Genomic DNA, 22420 nt, shown 5'->3' with positions numbered 1-22420 from the left:
CGGGTGGCTACGGGCGATCCTGAGGGGGCTTGGGCTCAGGTTGCGTGCATCCACACCGCTCCGGGAAGGAGCAGCAGCGATACAGCGAGAATAAGGATGCTGAGGGCGTTCAGGGCGTCGGGCGCACGCGTCGCGGCAATCGCCGAAACGGCGATGGTGCGGTCAGCGATGTGGGCGCGGTAGGCCACGTCGACACTCCAGTTCAGCCATGAGGTAACCATGGTCTGCTGCGATGCACAAGATGGCTCCGCAATAAGTTTGCGCTGAAGCGGAGAAACGCCCCGATGGCAGCATGAATTGCCCGCGATGCCGGCCGCGCTTCTTGCCGGAACTGAAATGCAAATTTCGGGCGCGGCTTGCGGTTCGCCGGGCCCGTCGGCAAACACGCGTCATGACCCAGACCCTCTACGGCATCCCCAACTGCGACACCGTCAAGAAGGCCCGCGTCTGGCTGGATCAGCACGGCGTCGCCTTTCACTTCCACGACTACAAGAAGGCCGGCGTCGACGAGGCCCGGTTGCGCGGCTGGGTCGCCGAACACGGCTGGGAGACGGTGCTGAACCGCGCCGGCACGACGTTCCGCGCCTTGCCCGAAGCGGACAAGGCCGGTCTGACGGCCGACCGGGCCGTCGACCTGATGCTGGCCCAGCCGTCGATGATCAAACGCCCGGTGCTCGACCTTGGCGGCCGCACCCTGGTCGGCTTCAAGCCCGAGCTCTACGCGGCGGCTCTGGGCTGAAAGCCCGGCCTCAGCGGTTCAGCGTGAACTGCGCCGCTTCGCCGGCCTGGGCGCTGGGGGCCAGCCACACGTCGAACAGGCCCGGCTCGACGGTCGGCTCCAGATCCGGGCCGAGGAACAGCAGGTCGGCGAAGGTCAGCGGAATCGACACCTCGACCGATCCCCCCGCCGGCACGATGACGCGCCGGAACCCTTTCAGCAGCCGCACCGGCTGGGTGATCGAGGCGGCCCGGTCGCGGATATAAAGCTGAACGACTTCAGACGCCTCGCGCGAACCGCTGTTGCTCAGGGTGACCGTCGCGGTGAGCCCGCCGTTCCACGCCATGGTCGGCGCCGACAGCCGCACCGCCGAATACGCCACCGGCGCATAGGTCAGCCCATGGCCGAACGGATACAGGGCGGTGTTCGACGTCTCGCGGAACTGCGCCTTGAAGCCTTCGCTGCGTGAGGCCGCCGGACGTCCGGTGCTCTTGTGGGCGTAGTGGAACGGCGACTGGCCCGATAGATGCGGAAAGCTGACCGGCAGTCGTCCGGTCGGCGCATGGTCGCCGAACAGGATATCGGCCACCGCGTGGCCCGTCTCCGAGCCGAGGAACCAGGTCGCGAGGATGGCCGGGGCGTCCTTGACCGCGCCCGACAGCTCCATCGCCCGGCCATGCCGCAGGATCACCACCACCGGCTTGCCCGTCGCCGCGACCGCCTCGGCCAGGGCCAGTTGCGGCTCGGGAATGCCGATGTCCGCCCGCGACTGGGCCTCGGCCGACATGTTGGTGCTCTCGCCGATCGCCAGCAGCACGACGTCGGCCTGCGAGGCCGCGATGACCGCAGCCTCGATGCCGCCGTCCAGCGGCGCCTCGACGTCCGAGCCCTTGACCACGCTCAGCGAGGCGCCATCGCCCATGGCCGCGCGCAGGCCCTGCTCCAGCGACACGGCCAGGGTTTCGTCCTTGAAGATCGACCACGGCCCGAAGAGATCGGCGCGGTCGGCCCCGAACGGGCCGATCAGGGCGATGCGCTGGCCGGCCTTGGCCAGCGGCAACAGGCCGTCGTCGTTCTTCAGCATCACGATCGATTTGCGCCCGGCCTCGCGCGCCAAGGCCAGATGCTCCCGGCTGCCGGCCACCCGGCGTTCGGTGCGCACGTCCGAGCCGCGATAGGGGTTTTCGAACAGGCCCAGCGCCGCCTTGGTCATCAGCACCCGCCGCACCGCCTCGTCGACGCGCGCCATCGGCACCTCGCCGGCCTGCACCAGTCCGGGGATGTGTTTGATATAGAGGCCGCTCTTCATCGACATGTCGACCCCGGCCATCAGGGCGAGGCGCGTCGCGTCGCGGTCGTCGGCGGCATAGCCGTGGGCGACCAGCTCCTGTTCCGAGGTGTAGTCCGAGACGACGAAGCCGGTGAAACCCCATTCCCCGCGCAGAATCTCGGTCAGCAGCCATTTGTTGCCGCTGGTCGGCACGCCGTTCAGGTCGTTGAAGCCGCTCATCGTCGACAGGGCGCCCGCGTCGAAGGCGGCCTTGAACGCCGGCAGATAGACCGAGCGCAGCTCCAGCTCGCTCATGTCGGTCGAGTTGTAGTCCAGCCCCGCCTGCGCCGCGCCATAGGCGACGAAATGCTTGGGACAGGCCAGCAGCGACGACCAGGCCTTCAGGTCATCACCCTGGAAGCCCTTCGTCCGCGCGGCGGCGAACAGATTGCCCAGCAGCACGTCCTCGCCCGAGCCCTCGACGACCCGGCCCCAGCGCTGGTCGCGGCCGATGTCGACCATCGGGGCATAGGTCTGGTGCACGCCCGCCGCCCCGCCCTCGACCGCCGCCGCCCGGGCGGTCCGCTCCGCCAGATCGACGTCCCAGCTGGCGGCCTCGCCCAGCGGGACGGGGAAGGTGGTCTTCAGGCCGTGGACGATGTCGGCCGCGAACAGCAGGGGAATGCCCAGCCGGCTGTCCTTGACCGCCATCTCCTGCACCAGCCGGGTCGTCGCGGCGCCGACGCCGTTGAACAGCGCCCCGATGCGGCCGGCGCGAATCTCGGCGGCGGTCTCTTCCTGGCTGGCGTCGAGGGTGTCGCCCGGATTGACGCCCTCGGGCCGCCAGCGGAACGGATCGTTCTGCAGCGTCAGCTGGCCGGCCTTCTCCTCGATGGTCATGCGGGCGATCAGGGCGTCGACCCGCGCGAGATTGGCCTCGACCTGCGCCGCAGCGATCCGCGGCGCCATCATCAGCCCCGCCGTCAGGGCGCCTCCGGCGAGAAGCGCGCGGCGGGTCGGGGCGGGGAGGGGCGGGTGACGCATGTAACCGGTTCCAGCTTGCAGATGACGCAGGACTAAACGGCGCGCGTCTCCCCGCCTACCCTAGGCCGATCACAAGGCGTTGCTTGGAACGCGGACCGCGTCAGCCCTCGACCTCGGTTTCCGGGCGGTCGTGGCCATCAGCCCGCTCGGTGATCCAGCGACCCGAGGCGTCGGCGTATTCGATCAGGGTGTCCTCGTCCGGCGCCCTCTGCTCGCGCGCGGCGGCGACGGCGCCGGCGCGGGCCGAGTCATGATCGGGATAGGTCTCGGAATAGGTGTCGCCCAGCCGGTAGGCCCAGCCCCCGTCGTGTTCGACGATGCGATAGGTGATCTGGACCATCAGGTGTCTCTCTGAAAAAAGTGTCGACAGGGCGGTTCCCGGACGAACGCGAGGCCGGCGGGGCAGTTGCAGCGCAGAGCAGACCCGGCCGGGTGCGCTGATTGCGAAATGGGCTGACTGTCGGGCGTCGTCAACGCCCCGTCCGCCTCGCGCCAGACCTTACGAAAGTTTCACCCGCCGGACCGCATCCGCGGGGCCCTCCCGCCGCCTCTTGTCGTCAGAAGGCCGAAGCATCACGCTCCGGTCTGGAAACAAGAGGGGATACCCGCATGGAAGACTTCATCCCGCTGTTCGCGATCTTCGCGGTCTTCGGCACCATCACGGCCATCATCGTCGGCCCGACCTACCTCAAGTCGCGCGAGCGCCACGAGATGCAGGCGACGGTGCGCCACGCGATCGACAAGGGCCAGGACCTGCCGCCCGAGATCATCGCCGCCCTGAGCAGCGAGGCGGCCAGCAAGCTGTCTTCAAGAACCCGCGACATCCGCCGCGGCATCATCTGGTTGGCGGTCGGCATCGGCATCGCGGCGTTCGGCGTGATCAACGGCACGCCCTGGAACGGCGGCGACGACTGGAACGGCAATGTCGGCGACGGCCTGCTGGGCTTCGCGGCCATCCCGATCACAGTTGGCCTCGCCTTTATCGTCCTCAGCTTCTTCAACCCGAACAAGGAATAGGCCGAAGTCGGACGGGGGACGCAACATGACCCAGGCGCTGGTCGACCGGCACGACGTCGAGCTCGCCGCCCTTGCGGCGGCGGGCGGACGGCGGGAGTTCGGAGAACTGGTGCGCCGCCACAGCTCGGCGGTGCGCGGTCTGCTGCGGCGGATGGGGGCCCAGCCCTCGCTCGCCGATGACATCGCCCAGGACGCCTTCATCCAGGCATTCCAGCGGTGCAGCGAGTTCCGCGGCGAAGGAACCTTCGCGGCCTGGGTCAAGCGGATCGCGGCGCGTCTCTACATCAAGCGGGTCGCCAAGGAAGCCCGCTATATCGCTGAAGTTGAACAGGAAGAGGTTGTCTCCGTTGCCGATCAGGCGGGCCTGATGGACCTCGACGAAGCCCTCAGGACGCTCAGCGAACCCGAACGGCTCTGTGTCTCTCTTTGTCACGGAGCGGGCATGGCGCATCCCGAGATCGCCTCCGCCCTGAATTTGCCACTCGGCACGGTGAAGTCTCATGTCAAACGTGGTCTGGATAAACTCCGCGCGCGGCTCCAGCCGGAGCCCGCACAGCCCCTGGGGAGAACGCAGCATGTCGGCTGACGAGTTCGATCCTTTCGTCGAGCGTCTGTTCGCGAGGGCCCCGGCCATGCCCGACGCATCCCTGTTCACCGCCAAGGTCGAGCAACGGCTTCAAAAGGGCTCCCGGGTGCGCTTCCTCGCCCTCTCGCTGGCCGGATTGGCCGGCGGCGCGGTGGCCGTTCGCGAAACCATGTCCATCGACATCGATCTCGGCGCCCGCGAGGGCGTGGTGGCCGGCGACGCCCTCGGTCAGGGCCTCCAGTCTGCGTCCCTCAACATTCAGGGAGCGGTTCAATCCGGCCTTGAGCAGGTCGGTCTCGCCAATCTCCAACTCGGATCCATGGGCGGCATGCAGCTGTTCTGGATCGCCGCGGGCGCCCTGATCGTCCTCGCGGCGGCCGGGGTGATGAAGCTGTCGCAGGAAGTCTGATCCGACCCCGAGGGTGACGCCGGGCGGGCGGCCCTCTATCTACGGCCCCCAAGTCGGAGGCCGCCCATGTCCAGCCAGAAGCAGGAAACCATCAAACGCCTGACCGTACCGGACATCCGGGCGCGCAAGGGCGGCCAGCCGATCGTCATGCTGACCTGCTATGACGCCCCGACGGCCGAGATCATGGATCCGCACTGCGACGTGCTCCTCGTCGGCGACAGCCTCGGCATGGCGGTCCACGGCCTGCCCAGTACGGTCGGGGTGACGCTGGAGATGATGATCCTGCACGGTCAGGCGGTCATGCGCGGCACCCGGCGCGCCCTGGTCGTCATCGACATGCCCTTCGGCAGTTATGAGGCCGCGCCGGAGACCGCCTACGCCAATGCCGTTCGCGTTCTGAAAGAGACGGGCGCGCAGGCCGTGAAGCTGGAAAGCGGTGCGACCGCCCCGGCGACCATCGACTATCTGGTCAAGCGCGGCATCCCGGTCATGGGCCACGTCGGCCTGTTGCCACAGTCGATCAATATCGATGGCAGCTTCCGGGCCAAGGGCAAGGAAGAGGGCGAACGCGCCCGCATCCTCCAGTCCGCCCGCGACACCGCCGACGCCGGCGCCTTTTCGGTCGTGATCGAGGGTGTGGCCGAAGGCCTGGCGCGCGAGATCACCGAAACCATCGACAAGCCGACCATCGGCATCGGCGCCTCCGCCGCCTGCGACGGGCAGGTTCTGGTAGTTTCGGACATGCTGGGCCTGTTCGACTGGACGCCGAAATTCGTCCGCCGCTACGCCGATCTGCGCGGCGAAATCGGTCGGGCGGTCGCCGCCTACGCCGATGATGTCAGGGCCCGCCGTTTTCCTGCCGAAGTCGAGACCTACTTCTCGAAAAAGCCGGTTTCCCCCTAACGGCCGCGTTGCGGCGGGGGATGCGAGTCTCTAGGGTCCGGCCGGTTGGATTTTCTGCGACTTTTGGGGCGACTTATCCGTGGTTGATGTCTTCGATCAGGTCGAGGAGGAGCTCCGCTCCGATCGATACAAGCGGCTCGCCCGCACCTGGCTGCCGGTTGTCGGCGGCGTGCTTCTCGTCGCCCTGATCGCCGCCCTGGCCTGGTGGGGCTGGCAGACGATGGAGACGGGCAAGGCCGACAAGGCCTCGATCGCCTATCAACGCGGCCTCGAATCGCTTGAGGCCGGCAACCCCACCGGGGCGGACGCCGCCTTCAAACAGGCCGCCGACGAAGGCAACGCCGCCTACAAGGCGCTGGCCCTGCAGCATCGCGCCGGCATCGCCGTCCAGCAAAACCGCATTCCCGCCGCCGTCGAGCTGTTCGACGAGGCCGCCGGCGCCGCCAGCGACGCCCTGTTGCGCGACGGCGCGGCCCTGAAGGCCGCCCTGCTGCTGATGGACACCGCCCCCCTCGCCGACATTGAGGCCCGTCTCGAGCCCCTGACCGGGGACGACCGGCCGTTTCGCGCCTTCGCCCGCGAGGCCATGGCCATGGCCCAACTGCAGAACGGCCAGGCCGCCGAAGCCCGCTCGACCTTCGTGGTGCTGAAGAACAGCCTCGACACCCCGCGCGAGATCAGCCAGCGCGCCGGTCTGGCGATCGCCTCGATCGACGCCGGGACGGCCGCGAACCTCAAGTCCACGGTTGACGCCATGGCCGGGTTGGAAGCTTCCGCCGCCCGCGCCGCCGCCCCGACGCGACCGCAGGCGGGCGCGGCCGCTCCGGCCCAGCCGGCCCGCCCGTGAACCCCGTCATCAGGACGTCCGCCATGAACCGCGTGCTTAAAGTCGCCCTGCTTTGCGGGCTCGCCGTCACCGTCGCTTCGTGCGGCACGGTCCGCCGGGCCCTGCCGTTCGGCCTCGGCGGAGGCGACGAACCGCAGGCGACAGCGACCGCGGGCGCGCGCGTCTCCGTCCTTGAGTTCGAGCAGCAGCTGGCGCCCTCCGCCGCCCTGTCCGGCCGCGAGTTCTTCCTTCCCGGCCCCCAGCCGGCGACGGCCTGGACCCAGCCGGGCGGCAATGCCGAGAACGCCGTCGAGCACGTCGCCGCCGCGGCTGACTTCGCCGTCGCCTGGCGCCGCGACATCGGCGCCGGCTCTGCGGCCCGCCGGCAGGTCATGTCGCCGGTCGTGGCCGATAACGGCCGCGTCTTCGTCATGGACGGCGAAGCCACGGTTACGGCGGTTGATTCAGGCAGCGGATCAGTGGCCTGGACGGTCAGCGTCAAGCCGGACGAGGCCGAGTTCCGCCGCAGCATGTTCAGCCTCGGCCTTGGCGGTAGCTCCACCGGCGGCGGCTTCGGCGGCGGCGTGGCGGTCGGCGGCGGCAAGGTCTTCATCTCGTCCGGCTACCGCACCATCACCGCCGTGGACCAGGCGACGGGGGCCGTGATCTGGACCACCCCGGTCGATGTCCCGGTTCACGGGGCCCCCACAGTCGCGGGCTCGCGCGTCTATGTCGTCGACGTCGAGAACCAGCTGTTCGCCCTCGACGTGAACACTGGCCAGCAGGTCTGGACCTATCGCGGCCTTCCCGAACCGGCCCGGATCATGCGCGCCTCCAGCCCCGCGGTGACCGGCGATACCGTCATCGCGCCGTTCTCGTCCGGCGAACTGGTCGCCCTGCGCGCCGCAACCGGCCAGGCGGCCTGGCAGCAGGTGCTTTCGCGCACCAGCCGCACCAGCGCCCTGTCCGAAATCCGCGACATCGCCGGCCGCCCCGTGGTCAGTCGTGGCGTCGTCTACGCCGTCGGCCATTCCGGGGTGATGTCGGCCATCGACGTCCGGACCGGCCAGCCGAAATGGCAACTGCCGATCTCCGGCGTCAATGCGCCCCTGCCGGCGGGCGACGTCGTCTATGTCGTCTCCAAGAGCGGCGAACTGACGGTGGTCAATCGCGAGTCGGGGCAGGTCTACTGGACCCGCGACCTCAACGAGGGCCGCGAGCGTCAGGAAGGCGGCGTCTTCGGCTGGTGGGATCGCACCGTGCGGCCGATCTGGTCCGGTCCGTTGCTGGCCTCCGGCCGACTGGTGCTGACCAACTCCTATGGCGAACTGGTCGCCTTTGATCCGAAGACGGGCGAGCAGACCGCGACCCTCAAGCTCGGAGCGCCGGTCTACCTCGCGCCGGCCGCCTACAACGGCGCCCTGTATGTGCTCACCGACGAGGGACAGCTGATCAGCATTCGCTGACCCTTGGCTCCCAATCTGCGTTAGAAGGCCGACATGGCTCTCAAAGTCGCCATCGTTGGCCGCCCGAACGTGGGCAAGTCGACACTGTTCAACCGCCTTGTCGGCAAGCGCCTCGCGCTGGTCGACGATCGCCCGGGCGTGACCCGTGACCGTCGCTACGCCGACGGCAACATCGGCGATATGGATCTGACGCTGATAGACACCGCCGGCTACGAGGACGTCACCGACGAGAGCCTTGAGTCGCGGATGCGTGAACAGACCGAGGCGGCGCTGGAAGACGCCGACCTGATCCTGTTCATGATGGACGCCCGCGAAGGCGTCACCGCCCTCGACCGCATCTTCGCCGACCGCCTGCGCCATCAGCACAAGCCCGTCGTCCTGCTGGCCAACAAGTCGGAAAGCCGCGAGAGCGGCGGCGGCATCGGCGAGGCCTATGCCCTGGGCTTCGGCGAACCCGTGCCGATCTCGGCCGAGCACGGCGAGGGCATGGCCGACCTCTACGCCGCCATCGTCACCGCCAGCGCCGACATCTTCATCGAGGAGGTCGACGAGCCCGACAAGCCGATCCGCATCGCCATCATCGGCCGTCCCAACGCCGGCAAGTCGACCCTGATCAACCGCCTGATCGGCGAGGACCGGATGCTGACCGGCCCCGAGGCCGGCATCACCCGCGACTCCATCTCGGTCGACTGGGAATATGAAGGCCAGAACATCCGTCTGGTCGATACCGCCGGCATGCGCCGCAAGGCGCGGGTGCAGGAGAAGCTGGAGAAGCTGTCGGTCGCCGACACCATCCGCACCATCACCTTCGCCGAGGTCGTCGTGCTGGTGATGGACAAGGACGACGCCTTCGACACCCAGGACCTGCAACTGGCCGATCTGGTCGAGCGCGAGGGCCGGGCCCTGGTCTATGTCGCTGCCAAATGGGACCTCGAGACCGAGCCCCAGGCCCGCCTCGCGAAATTGACCCAGATGGCAGAGGACAAGCTGCCCCAGCTCAAGGGCTCGCCCTTCGTCGCCCTGTCCTCACACAGCGGCCGCGGCGTCGAACGGCTGATGCCGGCCGTGCTGCAGGCCCACGCCACCTGGTCGGTCAAGGTCAAGACCAAGGACCTCAACACCTGGCTGGCCCTGGCCACCCAGAGGCATCCGCCCCCCGCCGTCGACGGCAAGCGGATCAAGCCCAAATACATGGCCCAGACCAAGGCCCGCCCGCCGACCTTCGTGCTGATGGCCAGCCGCGCCGAAGCCATGCCCGAGCAGTACAAACGCTATCTGGTCAACAATCTGCGTGAGAGCTTCGACCTGCCCGGCACGCCGATCCGGCTGATCGTCAAGGCCGGCAGTGAGAACCCCTATGCGCCGGGCGGCTCCAAATCGGGCCCGGAACGGTACAAGGGCGACGCCAAGACCGCCCCGCGCCGCGTGCTCAAGAAGGCCGAGAAGGCCGACCGGCTCTCGAACCTCCCCGGCAAGGCGCTGGAGCAGAAGAAGGCCGGCAAGGGCAAGACCAAGCCGCTCGCCGGCCTCAAGTCCAGCGCCAACAAGAAGGCCGGCTCGTCCGTCGCGGTCCAGAAGGGCGCGCGGGGCGGGGCCCGTCAGGTGTCGCGTTCGGGCCGGGTCCGCACGGGCCAGAAGCACGTGCCGAAGAAATAGCCCCGGTCCAAGCTCGAACAGGCGCGGCCAATCCCGTCCTCCAGTACGCCCGGATTTGACCCCGGGCGGCGGCGTGTCAGAGTAAGTCGATGCTGATCCTCCTCGCCGCCGCCGTGATCTCCGCCGGACAGGATCCGGTGGCGCCGCCGCAGGATTGCGCCAGCCCTGCGAACACGATCGAGATGAACGATTGCGCCGCGGCGGAGGTGGCGGCCGAAGAGGCCCGCATGGCGGCCTATCTCGCCGCCTCGATCAAGGTGCTGCGCGACGAGGCCGAAAGCCCGGAACTGGCCGCGGCGGTTGTCGCTGAACTTCACGCCAGCCAGACGGCGTGGCAGGCCTATGCCGACAGCGCCTGCCGCACCGTCTATACGCGCTGGCAGTCGGGCACGATCCGCAACCTGATGGCGCTCGGCTGCCGCGAACGCCTCACCCGGGAGCGCACCCACACCCTGTGGGCGGACTATCTGGGCTACATGGACAGCACGCCGCCGATCTTGCCTGAGCCCTTGCCGCTTCCGCGTAACGCCGGCGATTAGATCAGGGCCGCCACGCCCGGCCCCTGGCTCCAGTCCTTGAACCTCACCTCCAGCGGCGGCTCCAGATCGCCGCGCGCCAGCTCGACCACCAGCGGGCCGATGGCCGAGGGATGCACGACCGTCTCCGGATCCTCGCCCGGATAGGCCTGGGCCCGCAGCTGGGTCCGCATCCGGCCCGGATCGACGATCGACACCCGGATCGGCATGGATTCGATCTCGTCGGCCCAGCATTTCATCAAGGCCTCGGCCCCGGCCTTGGTCGCGGCATAGGCGCCCCAGAAAGCCTTGGGCGCGGCGGCGACGCTGGTCGTCACATGGATCACCCGGCCGGCGTCCGACGCCTTCAGCAGCGGCTCCAGCGAGCGGATCAGGCGATAGACGGCGGTGAAATTGGTTTTCTCGACCTTGGCGAAGCCGCGCGGGTCGGCGTGGCTGACCGGCGTCAGGCCCTCGGCCCCCATGGTCGCCGCCGCCTGCACCCAGATGTCCAGTCGGCCGAAGCGCTCGAAAATGGCCCCGCCCAGCCGGTCGATGGCCCCGCCGTCGACCAGATCGAACGGGATCAGGGTCGCATGCTTCCCGGTCGTGGCGAAGATGGCGTCGTCCAGCTCTTCCAGCCCGCCCTGTGTCCGCGCCGTGGCGATCACATGGGCCCCGGCCTTCGCCAGCGCCAGGGCGCTTTCATAGCCGATGCCGCGCGAGGCCCCGATGACGAGGGCGATGCGGTCTTTCAGGGGAAGGTCTGACATGGCGGCCTGATAGCGCGCCGCCGCGCCGGCCGAAAGCGAAACCGCTTCAGAGGCCCGGCGCGGGCTGCCACAGGCTGACGCTGACGCCCTGGTCGTCCGACACCACGGCGGTTCGTCCGGATTCGCTGTCCGAGGGTATGGCGGCCTTGCCTCCCAGCTCCACCACGCGCTCGCACAGGGCGTCGACATCCTCGACCCGGAAATACAGGTTCGAGCAATCCCGCGCCCGCTCCAGCTTGGTCAGGCCGAAGGCCGGCTCGCTGTTGGCCACATGGGCGTATGTCGGATGCGACGAAGCCTCATCGAAGGTCCATCCGAACAGGGCGCTGTAGAAGGCGCGCGCCTTCTCGATATCCGGAACGCCGATGGTGAAATAGCCGAGCTGGGTCATCGCAGGCTTAAGCGCTCACCAGCAGCGAAAGTTGCCGCGCCGCGACCTCGCGCCCGCCTTCCTCGATCTCGCGATCCAGCAGACGGGTCGGGTATTCCCCGGTGAAATAGTGGTCCGTGAACTGCGGATTGCGCGGGTCGCGCGGTCCGGCCTCCATGGCGTCGTACAGGCCGTCGACCGACAAGAAGCCCAGCGAATCGACCTCGAGGTGAGCCCGCATCTCTTCCAGGGTGTGGTTGGCGGCGATCAGCTGGTCCCGCTCGGGCATGTCGATGCCGTAGAAATCGGGCCACAGGATCGGCGGCGAGGCCGAACGCAGGTGCACCTCGGCCGCGCCCGCCGCCCGCACCGCGCGGACCAACTTGACCGAGGTCGTGCCGCGCACGATCGAGTCGTCGATCAGCACCACCCGTTTGCCCGCCAGCACCGAACGGTTGGGGCTGTGCTTCATGCGCACGCCCTTCTGCCGGGCGCCCTGGCTGGGCTGGATGAAGGTGCGGCCCAGATAGTGGCTGCGGATGATCCCCATCTCATAGGGAATGCCGCTCTCCTGGGCGTAGCCCAGCGCCGCCGGCACGCCGGAGTCTGGCACCGGCACGACCACGTCGGCCTCGACCGCATGCTCGCGGGCCAGCCGCTGGCCCATCCGCTTGCGCACCTCATAGACCGACTGGCCGTTCACGATGCTGTCGGGGCGCGAGAAATAGACGTACTCGAACAGGCAGGGGCGGGCCCCGCGGGTCGGGAAGGGCTTCAGCGACTGCAGCCCGTCCTTGTCGATGACCACGACCTCGCCATGCTCGACATCGCGCTCGAAGGTCGCACCGATGGTGTCGAGGGCGCAGGTCTCCGAGGCCAGCACCCAGGCCCCGTCCAGCCGGCCCAGCACCAGCGGGCGGATGCCCAGCGGGTCGCGCGCGCCGATCATCTTCGACCGGGTCTGGCAGACCAGGGCGTAACCGCCCTCGATCCGGCCGAGGGCGTCGATGAAGCGGTCGACGATCTTGGCCTTCCGGCTGCGGGCGATCAGATGGAGAATGACTTCGGAGTCCGAGGTCGACTGGAAGATCGCCCCCTCGCTGACCAGCTGGTTCCGCAGGAACAGGAAATTGGTCAGATTGCCGTTGTGGGCGATGGCGATGCCGCCGCTGTCCAGATCGGCGAACATCGGCTGGATGTTGCGCAGGAACGAGCCGCCCGAGGTCGAATAGCGCGTGTGGCCGATGGCGGCCGAGCCGGGCATCCGCTCGGACAGGTCGGCCCCTCCGAACGCCTCGCCGACCAGACCCATGTGCCGTTCGGTGTGGAAGCGCGCCTCGTGCACGCTGGCGATGCCGCAGGCTTCCTGACCGCGATGCTGCAGGGCGTGCAGGCCGAGGGCCACGACCGCGGAAGCGGCGTTGGGTTCCGCGCCCCACACGCCGCAGACGCCGCACTCGAGGCGTAGCTGATCGTCATCGGGATCGCGCCAATGCTCGCGGTGAAGGACGGGTTCGGCGATGGAATGGGGCATCGTCGGGGCTCCGATGACCGGCAAGGGCGACTAGGGGGCGACGCGCGGGGAGGTAGGCCCCGATTGCGTCGGGGGCAAGGCTTCTTCGCGGGAAAACCCTTTGCTTACGGACGAAGTCACGACCGGCGTCAGGGCGTCGGCGCCGCGGCCGATGCCCGGCAGGACGATCTGGATGGCCCGGGCGGCGCCGGCGGTCAGCGGGCGCAACGCCGCCTCGGTCAGCCAGCGCGGCGTCTTCTCGCCCGGCATGGCCGCGACGACGACCAGATGGATGGCCCCCAGCAGCACCAGCGCCCGTCCCGCGCCGATGAAGATGCCGACGATCCGGTCGACGCCGCCCAGTTGCGGATGGGCCTGGGCCCGTTTCGACAGGATCGAGCCGAAGATGCGGATGCCGAAATAGATCAGCAGGAATGAGGCGACAGCGGCCAGAATGGCGCCGGCCCAGTCCGGATCGATCAGCCCGCGCCCGATCGGCGCCGTCACCGGCAGGGCCACCAGCGCCAGAAAGGCCGCCAGCACGAAGCTCAACAGGGTGATGATCTCGCGCGTGCCGCCGCGCACCCAGCCGGCGGCGGCCGAGGCCAGGATGACCAGGATGGCGATGACGTCGAAGCCGGTCATGGGCGCTCGGTACAGGGGGCGATGATCTTCAGTAGCGGTTTTGCGAGATTCGTTCGACCGCTTCCGTCAGCCGGTTCACCGCCGTCACCCTGACCCCCTTGTCCTTGACCGTCAGCACCGGCGACAGGGCCTGGTCGAAGCCCAGCTTCTGCGCTTCCCGCAGCCGCGCCTCGGCCCGCCCGACGGCGCGAATCTCGCCCGACAGGCTGATCTCGCCGAACACCACGCAGCCCTGCGGCAGGGGCATGTCGGTCGCCGAACTGACCAGCGCCGCCGCCGCCGCCAGATCGGCCGCCGGTTCGTTGATGCGCAGCCCCCCGGCCACGTTCAGATAGACATCCTGATCGCCGAAGCCGAAGCCGCAGCGCGCCTCCAGCACCGCCAGCACCATGGCCAGCCGCCCCGTGTCCCAGCCGACCACCGCCCGGCGCGGCGTGCCATAGGCCGATTTCGACACCAAGGCCTGGACCTCGACCAGCACCGGCCGCGAGCCTTCGATGCCGGCGAACACCGCCGCTCCCGGGGCGCGGTCCTTGCCCTCGCCGAGGAACAGGGCCGAGGGATTGGCGACCTCGCGCAGCCCGGCGTCGCCCATCTCGAACACCCCGATCTCGTCGGTCGCCCCGAAGCGGTTCTTGCCGGCGCGCAGGATGCGGAACGGATAGCCGCGCTCGCCCTCGAAGCTCAACACGGCGTCGACCATATGCTCGACCACGCGGGGGCCGGCGACCTGACCGTCCTTGGTCACATGGCCGACCAGCACCACCGCCACGCCCTGCGACTTGGCCAGCCGCACCATCTCCCCGGCGCAGGCCCGCACCTGGGTCACCGAGCCGGGCCCGGCCTCGTGCGCGTCGGACCACAGCGTCTGGATCGAATCGACGATGACGATGTCGAATTTCTCGCGCTTCAGCGTGCCGAGGATCTCGCGCAACGCCGTCGCCGAGGCCAGCTCCACCGGCGCCTTCTCCAGACCCATCCGCTTCGCCCGCGCCCGGATCTGTTCGACGGCCTCCTCGCCCGAGATATAGGCCACCCGCCGTCCCGACAGGGCCGCGCGGCCGGCCACGTCCAGCAGCAGGGTCGACTTGCCCACGCCGGGATCGCCGCTCAGCAGGATCGCCGAACCCGGCACCACCCCGCCGCCGCAGACCCGGTCGAACTCGGTCACCCCGGTGACGATGCGCGGCGGCTCGGGCGTATCGGACTGCAGGGTCTCGAACTGGACCCCGCGCGTGCGGCTGCTCGCCGCCGGCTTCATCGCCCCCGGAGGGGCCGAGCGGCTTTCCTCGACGATCGAATTCCACTGACCGCACGCCCCACACTGGCCCGACCACTTGCCGTGGACCGCCCCGCAGGACTGACAAACATAGATTGCACCGTCTCGAGCCATGCTGTTGGCTTACAGGAGTCGCTGGCGACGGGGCAGGGGGCTCTGGCGAGCGTACGACCGATATTGACGTATCAGGAGAGACGGTGTCCGAGGCGACCTTCATCAAGCTGTTCATCGCGGTCTGGCTCTGCGCCATGGCCTATGCCCTCAGCGCCCTCAAGCTGGCGCTGAGGGTTCGCCATCTGAAACGGCAGGGCTTGGCCGCGGAGGCGCCGGAGGTCTTCCACCCCTTCGACGGCGTTCGGGGCATCTTCTGGCTCGTGACCGGCCGCTACGACGAGCTGAACGACCCGATCGTCACGCGCTGGGCCGGTGTCGCCCGCGTCCTGTTCATCCTTGTCTTCCCGATGGTCCTCATCCTGTTCGCCATAGCGGGCTCACAGATGGGCCACTGGTCTCAGCCGACGTAGCGCCGGGGCACGCGCGACCCGATCGAGGTCAACAGCTCCCAGGCCACGGTGCCGGCCGCCGCCGCGGCGTCGTCGATCATCCGCTCGCCGCCGAACAGCTCGACCCGATCGCCGACGGCGACATCCAGTCCGGTGACATCGACGGCGCAGACATCCATCGACACCCGTCCGACGATCGACCGCAGCGTGCCGGCGACGGCCACGGCCCCGCGCGGGCTGTAGCTGCGCAGCACGCCGTCGGCGTAGCCCGCGGCGACCGTTGCGATCCGCGTCGTCGCCGTGGCCGTGAAGCCCCGCGAATAGCCGACCGTCTCTCCGGCCGGCACGTCGCGCAGCTGCAGCACCTCGGCGGTCAAGGTCGCCACCGGCCGGATCCGCTCGTCCGGCCGTCCCTCCGGCCCGCCGCCGTACAGGCAGATGCCGGGCCGGCTGGCGTCGAACGCATAGGACTCGCCGAGGAAGACGCCGCCCGAATTGGCGAAGGACCGCAGCACCCCGGGATAGCGCGCCGCCGCCGCCGCGAAGGCGTCGCGCTGCCGGGCGTTCATCGGCTCCGCCGGATCGTCGGCGCAGGCGAGATGGCTCATCACCAGCTTCAGTTCATCGAAAGGTTCGGGCGCCGTCCCCGCGCCAAAGCCCAGCCGGTTCATGCCGGTGTCGATCTGGACGCCGCAGGCCCCGCCGCCCGCCGCCCGCCATTCGGCCAGCTGGGCCTCGGTGTTCAACACCGGCCGCAGATCGGCTCCGCGCAACCGAGGCGCCCGTCCGGTCAGGCAGCCATCCAGCACATAGATGGCCGGACCGACGCCGAGAGCGGCGCGCAAACGCTCGCCTTCGGCCACTCGCGCGACAAAGAAGGTCCGGGCGCCCTCCGCCGCCAGCCGCCGGGCGCAGGCCTCGGCGCCCAGGCCATAGGCGTCGGCCTTGACCACCGGGTGTACGGGCGCGCCGCCCACGGCCTCAAGCGTGCGGAAGTTGGCGGCGAGTGCGTTCAGATCGACGGTCAGCAGGGCGGGGGCGGACATGCCCCATCTAGGGCCACGCTGTTGTGCGATGCAACAGAAGCGCTAGAGCCGCGGGAAGGCGATGCCGTCGGCGTCGAACAGATGCGCCTGTCCCGCCGCGACATCCAGGCTCAGGGTCTCGCCTACGGCAGGCCGGGCATTCCCCGGCAGCAGCACCGTCAGCGCCGTCTCTCCCATCGTCAGATAGGCGTAGGTTGCGTGGCCCAGGGTTTCGACGAAGGTGACGGTGGCGCTCAGGCCGTCACCCTCGCCGGACAGGCCAAGGTGCTCGGGCCGCACGCCGAGGGTCACTGCATCCCCGGGGGCGGCGCGGGACGCATCGACATCGACCCTGAGGCTTTCGCCCGCCGCCGTTCGCACCGTCGCGCCCCCGGCGGAAGCCGTGACGATCTGCGCCGGCAGGAGGTTCATCTTCGGGCTGCCGATGAACTCGGCCACGAACCGGTTGCGCGGCCGTTCGTACAGTCCCATCGGCCGGCCGACCTGCTCGATCCGGCCCTCATTCAGCACCACGATCCGGTCGGCCAGGGTCATGGCCTCGACCTGGTCGTGGGTGACATAGACCATGGTCGTCCTCAGCCGCTCGTGCAGGCTGGCGAACTCGTAGCGCATCCGCACCCGCAGGGCGGCGTCGAGGTTGGACAGGGGCTCGTCGAACAGGAACACCTGCGGTTCGCGCACGATGGCCCGGCCGATCGCGACCCGCTGACGCTGGCCGCCCGACAGGGCCTTCGGCTTGCGCTCCAGATAGTCGGTGATGTTCAGCGTTTCCGCCGCCCCGCGCACCCGCCGGTCGATCTCGGACTTGTCCAGCTTCGCAAGTTTCAGTCCGAACGCCATGTTTTCATAGACGTTCATATGCGGATACAGGGCGTAGGACTGGAACACCATGGCGATGCCCCGGGCGGACGGCGACAGGTCGCTGACCGGCCGCCCGCCAATGGCGATCTCGCCCCCGTCCAGCTCCTCCAGCCCGGCGATGGTGCGCAACAGGGTGGACTTGCCACAGCCCGACGGCCCGACGAAGACAAGGAACTCGCCGTCGGCGATCTCCAGATCGATGCCCTTCAGCACCTCCGTCGTGCCGAAACGCTTGGTCACGCCGGTCAGCCGGACGTCCGCCATCGATTTCCTGCCCGTCGCTTCTTGCTTTGCCGCCACCGTAAACGGTTACAGGTCCGGATCAACCTGACGGCCAAGGTCAAGGCCGGATCAGCGCGGGGTCTTGCCCTTGTACGGCGCGCGGGGCTCCGCGGGCTTGCCGCGCGCGTCCCTGGGCGCCCACGGACGGTCGCCGCCCTTGGGCTTGCCCTTCCACGGCTTGTCGCCCGCCGGGGCCGGCGCGGCCTCGGCGTCGGAGCGCGGCGCCCACGGCGTCTTGCCCTCGGCCGCCGGCTTCTTGACCCAGGGCTTCTTGCCTTCGGGCGTCGGATCGCCGGCCGTGCGCTTGACCCACGGCTTCTTGCCCTCGGCCGCCGGAACGGCGTCGTCGCGCTTCGCCCACGGCTTCTTCTCACCGTGCGGCCTGTCCTCGCGGGCCTTCCAGGCCGGCTTGTCGCCGTCCTCGCGCTTGACCCAGGGTTTCTTGCCCTCGGCGGGGGCGGCGTCGTCGCGTTTGACCCAAGGCTTCTTGTCGCCCTGCGGACGGTCCTCGCGCGGCTTCCAGGCCGGCTTGTCGCCGCCTTCCTCGCGCGCCTTCCACGGCTTCTTCTCCGGGCGGTCGCCGCCGGCGCCGGGCTTCTTGTCCCAGCGGCTGACCGGCTTCTCCGACGGACCCGGCTTGATGGCCGGATCGATCTTGACGCCTTCTTCCAGTCCCTGGGCGATGGCGGCCTCGAACTTCGCCTGCATCTCCAGGGTGATCTCGAACTTGGTTTCGCGCTCGAAGATCTTGATCGAGCCGATGTCGCGCTTGGTCACATGGCCCAGGCGGCAGATGGTCGGCATCAGCCATTTCGGATCGGCGTTCTTGTCGCGGCCGATGTTGATCCGGTACCAGACCATGTCGCCGCCGCGGGCGAAGTCCGTATAGGGCACGTCCGGCTGGCCCTTGTCGTTCTTGCCGGTCGCCTGCTGGCGTTTCATCCGCTCGTCGTCGAACACGTCTTCCGGCGCCGGCAGCTTCTGCTGGTACAGGCGGATCAGGGCCGCGGCGACCTGTTCGGGCGTGGTGTTTTCGAGCAGCTGCCGACCGAGGGCGAGGGTGTCCTCGTCCTCGACCGGCGCGGTCAGCACCGGATCAGCCAGCATCCGTTTGCGGTCGTTGGCGACGATCATCTCGGCCGAGGGCGGGCCCGACCATTCGGCGTTGATCGAGGCCGACTGCAGCATCAGCTCGACCTTGCGGCGACGCGTATAGCTGACCAGCAGGACCGACACGCCCTTCTTGCCGGCCCGGCCGGTGCGGCCCGAACGGTGCAGCAGCCCGGCCTTGTTGACCGGGGTCTCGGCGTGGATGACCAGGCCCAGATCGGGCAGGTCCAGTCCGCGGGCGGCGACGTCGGTGGCGACGCAGACCCGCGCATGGCCGTCACGCAACGCCTGCAGCGCCTCCGACCGCTGACTCTGGGTCAGTTCGCCCGACAGGCCGACGACCGAGAAGCCGCGCTCGCGCAGCGAGGCCGTCAGATGCTTGACTCGTTCACGGGTGTTGGCGAACACCAGCGCGCCCGGGGCTTCGAAATAGCGAAGCACGTTGACGACCGCGAGTTCGATCTCGTTCGGCGCGACGCGGATCGCCTTGTACTCGATGTCGGCGTGCGAGACGTTGCCCGCCACCGTGTCGATGCGCAGGGCGTTCTTCTGATAGGTCTTGGCCAACTGCACGATGTCGCGCGCCAGCGTCGCCGAGAACAGCAGGGTCCGGCGCTCGGCCGGGGCGGCGTCGAGGATGAAGGTCAGGTCTTCCTGGAAGCCCATGTCCAGCATTTCGTCGGCCTCATCCAGCACCACGGCCTGCAGCGTCGACAGATCCAGCGAGCCGCGCTCGACGTGGTCACGCAGGCGGCCGGGCGTGCCGACGACGATGTGGCAGCCGCGGTTCAGCGCCTGACGCTCGACCTTGGGATCCATGCCGCCGACGCAGGAGACGATCCGCGCCCCGGTCTGGGCGTACAGCCACTGGAGCTCGTTCGAGACCTGCAGCGCCAGTTCGCGCGTCGGCGCGATGACCAGCGCAACCGGGGCGCCGAACTCGGCGAATTTCTCGGCCTCGCCCAGCAGGGTCGGGGCGAGCGCCAGGCCGAAGGCGACGGTCTTGCCCGAGCCCGTCTGGGCGCTGACAAGCAGGTCGCGGCCGCTGCCGTCCTCGTTGAGGGTCGCTTCAAGAACGGCCGACTGAACCGGGGTCGGCTCGGCATAGCCACGGGCGGAGAGCGCGCGGTCGAGCGCGGGATGACTGGCGGGGAAGGGCATGGAGTGGTCCGTAAGGCGCCAGGACGGCGCGCGCCAGCCCAGGCGGGCGGCGGGGCGCTCGTATGTGCGCGGATCAAGGCCAAAGCGCGGCGGCCGGCCCTTTTGGCGCCCGTTATTGTATCGACCTTGGCGCCCGTCCGCCTCAGTCCCTAGCGCGGACGGTTGCAGGCCTCGATGAGGCGAGTCGCCATGTCCAGATCGCCCTCGCTCCGGGCTATGCCCACGGCTTCATGACAACGACCGCTATTTGCGAGGGCCGCTAGCCGTGCGGCTCGCTCGCGTCGTTCCGGAAGCGCACGAGCTTCCTCGGCCTCTGCGCGCTGTATGGCGCGCTGCTCCGCGTGGAGCTGGTCCATGGCGCGGGTCGACGCCGACCGGATCCGTCTCGGTGTAATAGGTGGGGCGTTGCGTAAACTACCGGGCGATGGCGACGCTGTGGGTGGTGGCGGCGCCTGCTGACTGCTTGCTTCCGTGGCGACGGAGCAGACGAAGGCTGCTACGACGGCTGTGATGATGATGCGCATTGGCATCGTTCTCCCGCTTTTCCGTGACGTTGGCGTGTCCGCGAAGAAAAGGGTCGCGTATCCGCCGGAGCATCGATCCAGACTAGTTCGATCCGCTGCTGCAGGCCTCGACCAGACGGGTCGCCATGTCGAGATCGCCCTCCCGGCGGGCGATCCTGACGGCCTGTGAGCAGTGGCCGGTGTTCGCCAGGGCGGCCAGCCGCTCGGCGCGCGCACGCCGCTCCGGACGCTCCCGTTCATCTTTCGCCGCTGCGCGTTGCCGTTCCGCAAACTCGTTGTGGAACTGATCCATCCCGCTGGCGCGCACCTTCATCGGCATCACGAACATCGGGGGGCCCGGCACAAACACCGGCGGGGGTAGCGGGGCCGGCGGCGGAGCAGGCGGCGGCGTCTGCTGGGCGTTTGCTCCCGCGGCGATAGAGGCGGCGGCGGCCAGGGCGATGGCGGCAATGGTGAGGCGCATCAAGGCAATCCTTCCACTTGTCAGCACGGCGACGATCGGCCGCCTATCCACGTTAGATTACGCGGCGGAATTGCCGGTTTGTCAACGCTATTCGCGGTTCGAGTGCGGGAGCGGGCGTCTGCAACCTTTGGAATCATTTCCGGCGGGCTCGTCGGCGGCCGATGGAACGTGGCTACAGCCCGAGTGCCGATCGGATATCCCGCCAGTCGATGTATTTGAAATTCTGCGTCCCGGAGTCGTTGATGTCGTCCTGAACGACCACCAGACCCTCGGGGAAGGCGTCGCCGACACGGCCGCCGCGGGCGTCCAGACCGTCGGTGCCGGTCACCCGGTCGACCGCGCCCTCGACGACGATGAAACGGCCGACGTAGGCTGGCCGGGCCCCGTCGACGCGCCAGACCGGGAAGCCCGAATCACCCTGGCTGGAGGCGATCAGATAGCGGGCGGCGCCGTCCTCGATGATGGTCAGGCCCTCGGCGTCGGCGACGAGGACCCCATCCTCGATCGGCTGTACCTGCGAGCGGGCGGCGCCGGCGGCGGGGTCGAGGTCGTAGCGCCAGACGCCGACGTTCTCCTCGGCGATGTAGAGGGCGTTGGTCGCCTCGTCGGCGGTGCAGCCTTCCGAGATCGTGCCGATGTCGAAGCGGCGCGCCTCGCGCGTCACCGGCCGGCCGGCGGCATCGACGGTGAGGATGAACTGGCGGAATTCGCCCTCGTGGCCGACCAGAATGGCGTGCAGCTCCGAACCGCGTCGGGCGAAGCAGAAGCCGTAGGGCTCGACCACATCGGTGGTGATCGCGCCCCAGTGACGGACGCCGGCGTCGCTGGTCGGATCGAACAGATACAGCGCCACGCCGGTCTTGCCCGGGGTGCGGTCGCTGGCGCCCAACACCACCTGTGACCGGCCGTTGACCGTCAGGCCCTCGGCGATGTCGACATTGTTCAGCAGACCCTCAGGCAGGAACTGCAGCACCGCCCCGTCCAGCCCGTAGATGTAGAGTCCCGCCTTCTTGTCGGTGCCGGCGACAAAGCCGGGCGTCGATACGCCGCCGATCCGCACCGGCGTCGCCGAACTCCAGATGGCGGGGTCGTCGGCGGCGTCCTGGCCGGCGGTGCCGACCGACGGGGTTTCCAGCCGCGCGGAAACCGGGGACCCGGCGCCGATGAAACCCTCGCCTTCGCCCTGGTAGTCGACCTCGCCGGTGGCGCAGCCGCACAGAATGGCCGTCGAAGCGGCGATCAGGGTCAGGGTCCGGAAGGTCATTTGGGCGGCCTGTGAAGGTTGGCGATCGCCGTGCGGAGACCACGGGGCCGCGCCGAGGTCAAGCAAGGCCCGGTGACGGTGCGGTGGCGATTGCGTGAATCTCGCTCCGTACCGGGAGCAAGCGTCACGCCGTCGTCCGGAAAACGCCAACTCCGGTTCGCGAAATCGTCGCGGAGGCGTCGCCGGTACAGCCTAGCTGGGCCGGGAGAACCGGCG

General features: G+C 69.0%; 23 protein-coding genes. 10 read left to right on the top strand and 13 right to left on the bottom strand.

The window, feature by feature from the left end:
- Nucleotides 1-35: 35 nt before the first annotated feature.
- On the bottom strand, nucleotides 36-221 hold the full coding sequence (locus ACK4JY_RS04405) for a hypothetical protein (protein WP_409603190.1): 186 nt from the start codon (nucleotides 219-221) through the stop codon (nucleotides 36-38).
- A gap of 170 nt (nucleotides 222-391) precedes the next feature.
- On the opposite strand from ACK4JY_RS04405, the gene ACK4JY_RS04400 reads away from it, so the two are divergent.
- Complete coding sequence (locus ACK4JY_RS04400) at nucleotides 392-739, top strand: arsenate reductase (RefSeq protein WP_409603188.1); 348 nt, start codon at nucleotides 392-394, stop codon at nucleotides 737-739.
- Nucleotides 740-749: 10 nt separating this feature from the next.
- On the opposite strand, the gene ACK4JY_RS04395 is transcribed toward ACK4JY_RS04400, so the two are convergent.
- Entirely contained in the window at nucleotides 750-3032 is a 2283-nt protein-coding gene (locus ACK4JY_RS04395) for a glycoside hydrolase family 3 N-terminal domain-containing protein (protein ID WP_409603186.1), read from the bottom strand.
- A gap of 100 nt (nucleotides 3033-3132) precedes the next feature.
- Nucleotides 3133-3372: a hypothetical protein gene (locus ACK4JY_RS04390; protein WP_409603184.1), complete on the bottom strand. Its 240-nt coding sequence runs from the start codon at nucleotides 3370-3372 to the stop codon at nucleotides 3133-3135.
- Between the two features lie 269 nt (nucleotides 3373-3641).
- On the opposite strand from ACK4JY_RS04390, the gene ACK4JY_RS04385 reads away from it, so the two are divergent.
- From ACK4JY_RS04385 to ACK4JY_RS04350, 8 genes are all read left to right on the top strand, one after another.
- On the top strand, nucleotides 3642-4049 hold the full coding sequence (locus ACK4JY_RS04385) for a DUF6249 domain-containing protein (RefSeq protein ID WP_409603182.1): 408 nt from the start codon (nucleotides 3642-3644) through the stop codon (nucleotides 4047-4049).
- 25 nt (nucleotides 4050-4074) lie between these two features.
- A complete protein-coding gene (locus ACK4JY_RS04380) occupies nucleotides 4075-4635 on the top strand; it encodes an RNA polymerase sigma factor (protein ID WP_409603180.1) in 561 nt (186 codons plus the stop codon).
- On the top strand, nucleotides 4625-5044 hold the full coding sequence (locus ACK4JY_RS04375; RefSeq protein ID WP_409603178.1) for a hypothetical protein: 420 nt from the start codon (nucleotides 4625-4627) through the stop codon (nucleotides 5042-5044). Before ACK4JY_RS04380 ends, ACK4JY_RS04375 begins: the two co-directional genes overlap by 11 nt.
- 66 nt (nucleotides 5045-5110) lie before the next feature.
- Entirely contained in the window at nucleotides 5111-5947 is an 837-nt protein-coding gene (gene panB, locus ACK4JY_RS04370) for a 3-methyl-2-oxobutanoate hydroxymethyltransferase (protein WP_409603176.1), read from the top strand.
- A 79-nt stretch (nucleotides 5948-6026) separates the two neighbouring features.
- Complete coding sequence (locus ACK4JY_RS04365; RefSeq protein WP_409603174.1) at nucleotides 6027-6794, top strand: tetratricopeptide repeat protein; 768 nt, start codon at nucleotides 6027-6029, stop codon at nucleotides 6792-6794.
- A gap of 23 nt (nucleotides 6795-6817) precedes the next feature.
- On the top strand, nucleotides 6818-8239 hold the full coding sequence (locus tag ACK4JY_RS04360) for a PQQ-binding-like beta-propeller repeat protein (protein ID WP_409603172.1): 1422 nt from the start codon (nucleotides 6818-6820) through the stop codon (nucleotides 8237-8239).
- A 33-nt stretch (nucleotides 8240-8272) separates the two neighbouring features.
- Nucleotides 8273-9895, top strand: coding sequence for a ribosome biogenesis GTPase Der (der, locus tag ACK4JY_RS04355; protein ID WP_409603170.1), 1623 nt, complete (start codon nucleotides 8273-8275; stop codon nucleotides 9893-9895).
- Nucleotides 9896-9984: 89 nt separating this feature from the next.
- Nucleotides 9985-10434, top strand: coding sequence for a lysozyme inhibitor LprI family protein (locus tag ACK4JY_RS04350; RefSeq protein ID WP_409603168.1), 450 nt, complete (start codon nucleotides 9985-9987; stop codon nucleotides 10432-10434).
- Here the strand turns inward: ACK4JY_RS04350 and ACK4JY_RS04345 are convergent.
- Genes ACK4JY_RS04345 through radA form a run of 5 tightly spaced genes read right to left on the bottom strand, consistent with a single transcriptional unit; the run spans nucleotide 10431 to nucleotide 15104 of the window.
- Complete coding sequence (locus ACK4JY_RS04345; RefSeq protein ID WP_409603167.1) at nucleotides 10431-11183, bottom strand: SDR family NAD(P)-dependent oxidoreductase; 753 nt, start codon at nucleotides 11181-11183, stop codon at nucleotides 10431-10433. The two genes, ACK4JY_RS04350 and ACK4JY_RS04345, sit on opposite strands and share 4 nt — an antisense overlap.
- 46 nt (nucleotides 11184-11229) lie before the next feature.
- A complete protein-coding gene (locus ACK4JY_RS04340) occupies nucleotides 11230-11574 on the bottom strand; it encodes a VOC family protein (protein ID WP_409603165.1) in 345 nt (114 codons plus the stop codon).
- Between the two features lie 7 nt (nucleotides 11575-11581).
- Entirely contained in the window at nucleotides 11582-13087 is a 1506-nt protein-coding gene (gene purF / locus ACK4JY_RS04335; RefSeq protein ID WP_409603163.1) for an amidophosphoribosyltransferase, read from the bottom strand.
- A 30-nt stretch (nucleotides 13088-13117) separates the two neighbouring features.
- A complete protein-coding gene (locus ACK4JY_RS04330) occupies nucleotides 13118-13711 on the bottom strand; it encodes a CvpA family protein (RefSeq protein ID WP_409603161.1) in 594 nt (197 codons plus the stop codon).
- Between the two features lie 28 nt (nucleotides 13712-13739).
- The gene (gene radA / locus ACK4JY_RS04325; protein ID WP_409603159.1) at nucleotides 13740-15104 is read right to left on the bottom strand and encodes a DNA repair protein RadA; all 1365 of its coding nucleotides are present in this window, start codon (nucleotides 15102-15104) and stop codon (nucleotides 13740-13742) included.
- 83 nt (nucleotides 15105-15187) lie between these two features.
- Between radA and ACK4JY_RS04320 the strand changes: the two genes are divergently transcribed.
- Entirely contained in the window at nucleotides 15188-15514 is a 327-nt protein-coding gene (locus tag ACK4JY_RS04320) for a hypothetical protein (protein WP_409603157.1), read from the top strand.
- Here the strand turns inward: ACK4JY_RS04320 and alr are convergent.
- From alr to ACK4JY_RS04295, 5 genes are all read right to left on the bottom strand, one after another.
- Nucleotides 15502-16539, bottom strand: a complete 1038-nt coding sequence (alr, locus tag ACK4JY_RS04315; RefSeq protein WP_409603155.1) for an alanine racemase — start codon at nucleotides 16537-16539, stop codon at nucleotides 15502-15504. The two genes, ACK4JY_RS04320 and alr, sit on opposite strands and share 13 nt — an antisense overlap.
- 42 nt (nucleotides 16540-16581) lie before the next feature.
- Nucleotides 16582-17664 carry an ABC transporter ATP-binding protein gene (locus ACK4JY_RS04310; RefSeq protein ID WP_409603153.1) on the bottom strand — a complete coding sequence of 361 codons (1083 nt, stop codon included), beginning with the start codon at nucleotides 17662-17664 and terminating at the stop codon, nucleotides 16582-16584.
- A gap of 87 nt (nucleotides 17665-17751) precedes the next feature.
- Nucleotides 17752-19953: a DEAD/DEAH box helicase gene (locus ACK4JY_RS04305; RefSeq protein ID WP_409603152.1), complete on the bottom strand. Its 2202-nt coding sequence runs from the start codon at nucleotides 19951-19953 to the stop codon at nucleotides 17752-17754.
- A gap of 606 nt (nucleotides 19954-20559) precedes the next feature.
- Complete coding sequence (locus ACK4JY_RS04300) at nucleotides 20560-20940, bottom strand: hypothetical protein (RefSeq protein ID WP_409603150.1); 381 nt, start codon at nucleotides 20938-20940, stop codon at nucleotides 20560-20562.
- A gap of 172 nt (nucleotides 20941-21112) precedes the next feature.
- Nucleotides 21113-22204: a phytase gene (locus ACK4JY_RS04295; RefSeq protein WP_409603148.1), complete on the bottom strand. Its 1092-nt coding sequence runs from the start codon at nucleotides 22202-22204 to the stop codon at nucleotides 21113-21115.
- Nucleotides 22205-22420 lie beyond the last annotated feature (216 nt).

This window comes from Brevundimonas sp. (genome assembly GCF_046295595.1).
Taxonomy (GTDB): Bacteria; Pseudomonadota; Alphaproteobacteria; order Caulobacterales; family Caulobacteraceae; genus Brevundimonas.
The sequence above is the reverse complement of the archived record's forward strand: the minus strand, read 5'-3'. Positions and strand labels throughout refer to the sequence as shown.

What these genes read in the sequence shown, in the direction of transcription:
- ACK4JY_RS04360 (WP_409603172.1), top strand. Translation starts at nt 6,818, where the DNA reads ATGAACCGCGTGCTTAAAGTCGCCCTGCTTTGCGGGCTCGCCGTCACC.
- ACK4JY_RS04385 (WP_409603182.1), top strand. Translation starts at nt 3,642, where the DNA reads ATGGAAGACTTCATCCCGCTGTTCGCGATCTTCGCGGTCTTCGGCACC.
- ACK4JY_RS04305 (WP_409603152.1), bottom strand. Translation starts at nt 19,953, where the DNA reads ATGCCCTTCCCCGCCAGTCATCCCGCGCTCGACCGCGCGCTCTCCGCC.
- ACK4JY_RS04295 (WP_409603148.1), bottom strand. Translation starts at nt 22,204, where the DNA reads ATGACCTTCCGGACCCTGACCCTGATCGCCGCTTCGACGGCCATTCTG.
- ACK4JY_RS04345 (WP_409603167.1), bottom strand. Translation starts at nt 11,183, where the DNA reads ATGTCAGACCTTCCCCTGAAAGACCGCATCGCCCTCGTCATCGGGGCC.
- radA (WP_409603159.1), bottom strand. Translation starts at nt 15,104, where the DNA reads ATGGCTCGAGACGGTGCAATCTATGTTTGTCAGTCCTGCGGGGCGGTC.
- der (WP_409603170.1), top strand. Translation starts at nt 8,273, where the DNA reads ATGGCTCTCAAAGTCGCCATCGTTGGCCGCCCGAACGTGGGCAAGTCG.
- ACK4JY_RS04350 (WP_409603168.1), top strand. Translation starts at nt 9,985, where the DNA reads ATGCTGATCCTCCTCGCCGCCGCCGTGATCTCCGCCGGACAGGATCCG.
- ACK4JY_RS04405 (WP_409603190.1), bottom strand. Translation starts at nt 221, where the DNA reads ATGGTTACCTCATGGCTGAACTGGAGTGTCGACGTGGCCTACCGCGCC.
- alr (WP_409603155.1), bottom strand. Translation starts at nt 16,539, where the DNA reads ATGTCCGCCCCCGCCCTGCTGACCGTCGATCTGAACGCACTCGCCGCC.
- panB (WP_409603176.1), top strand. Translation starts at nt 5,111, where the DNA reads ATGTCCAGCCAGAAGCAGGAAACCATCAAACGCCTGACCGTACCGGAC.
- ACK4JY_RS04310 (WP_409603153.1), bottom strand. Translation starts at nt 17,664, where the DNA reads ATGGCGGACGTCCGGCTGACCGGCGTGACCAAGCGTTTCGGCACGACG.
- ACK4JY_RS04330 (WP_409603161.1), bottom strand. Translation starts at nt 13,711, where the DNA reads ATGACCGGCTTCGACGTCATCGCCATCCTGGTCATCCTGGCCTCGGCC.
- ACK4JY_RS04395 (WP_409603186.1), bottom strand. Translation starts at nt 3,032, where the DNA reads ATGCGTCACCCGCCCCTCCCCGCCCCGACCCGCCGCGCGCTTCTCGCC.
- ACK4JY_RS04380 (WP_409603180.1), top strand. Translation starts at nt 4,075, where the DNA reads ATGACCCAGGCGCTGGTCGACCGGCACGACGTCGAGCTCGCCGCCCTT.
- purF (WP_409603163.1), bottom strand. Translation starts at nt 13,087, where the DNA reads ATGCCCCATTCCATCGCCGAACCCGTCCTTCACCGCGAGCATTGGCGC.
- ACK4JY_RS04390 (WP_409603184.1), bottom strand. Translation starts at nt 3,372, where the DNA reads ATGGTCCAGATCACCTATCGCATCGTCGAACACGACGGGGGCTGGGCC.
- ACK4JY_RS04300 (WP_409603150.1), bottom strand. Translation starts at nt 20,940, where the DNA reads ATGCGCCTCACCATTGCCGCCATCGCCCTGGCCGCCGCCGCCTCTATC.
- ACK4JY_RS04375 (WP_409603178.1), top strand. Translation starts at nt 4,625, where the DNA reads ATGTCGGCTGACGAGTTCGATCCTTTCGTCGAGCGTCTGTTCGCGAGG.
- ACK4JY_RS04400 (WP_409603188.1), top strand. Translation starts at nt 392, where the DNA reads ATGACCCAGACCCTCTACGGCATCCCCAACTGCGACACCGTCAAGAAG.
- ACK4JY_RS04340 (WP_409603165.1), bottom strand. Translation starts at nt 11,574, where the DNA reads ATGACCCAGCTCGGCTATTTCACCATCGGCGTTCCGGATATCGAGAAG.